Annotated in this window: 1 protein-coding gene; it reads right to left on the bottom strand. The window is 24.5% G+C overall.

Annotated elements, in window-relative coordinates:
• Positions 1 to 35: 35 nt before the first annotated feature.
• The coding region (locus VJI93_RS08330) for an IS3 family transposase (protein ID WP_324000475.1) at positions 36 to 697 on the bottom strand (662 nt) is incomplete at its 5' end.

Below are 697 nucleotides of genomic sequence, written 5' to 3'. Positions count from 1 at the left end.
TGAGCTGAACCCAAAAACACGGACAGTTAAATAAATTATTCAAAGGAATGTAATCTATAATCAATAGGAGACATTCCTTTTAAATTCTCCTTAATTCTTTTCGTATTATACCATTTAATATACTCTTTTATATCTTCTATTAATTTTTCATAAGAAGAATAATTTTCTCCATAAAACATTTCTTGTTTCAATATTCCAAAAAAATTCTCCATTGGTGCATTATCTAAGCAGTTTCCTTTCCTAGACATACTTTGTCTTATATTCTTATTTTCTAATGTTCTTACAAAACTACTATGTTGGTAATGAAAGCCTTGATCTGTATGAATTGTTAAATCTTCTTTGTTCTTTATTCTTTTTAAAGCTTTTTCTAATGACTTATTCGTTAAAGTTATTGTAGGACTAAAACCTATTGAATATGATATTATTTCTCCATTAAAAGTATCTAAAATCGGTGATAAATATATTTTCTTTGTATTATTTCCTATTTTAAATTCTGTTATATCTGTTAGCCATAATTTATTCGGTTTATCAGTTTTAAAATTCCTATTAACAATATTCTTTGCTATCTTTCCTACTGTTCCTTTATATGAATTATACTTTCTAACTCTGTTTTTAAACTTTTTACATAAAAGTCCATTTTCTTTCATTATTCTTAAAACTTTCTTGTGATTTACAATAAGTCCATATTCTAATCTTA

Source organism: Parvimonas sp. M20 (assembly GCF_035282425.1).
Classification (GTDB): Bacteria; Bacillota; Clostridia; order Tissierellales; family Peptoniphilaceae; genus Parvimonas.
Note: the sequence above shows the minus strand (reverse complement) of the source record. Positions and strands in the feature narration are given on the sequence as shown.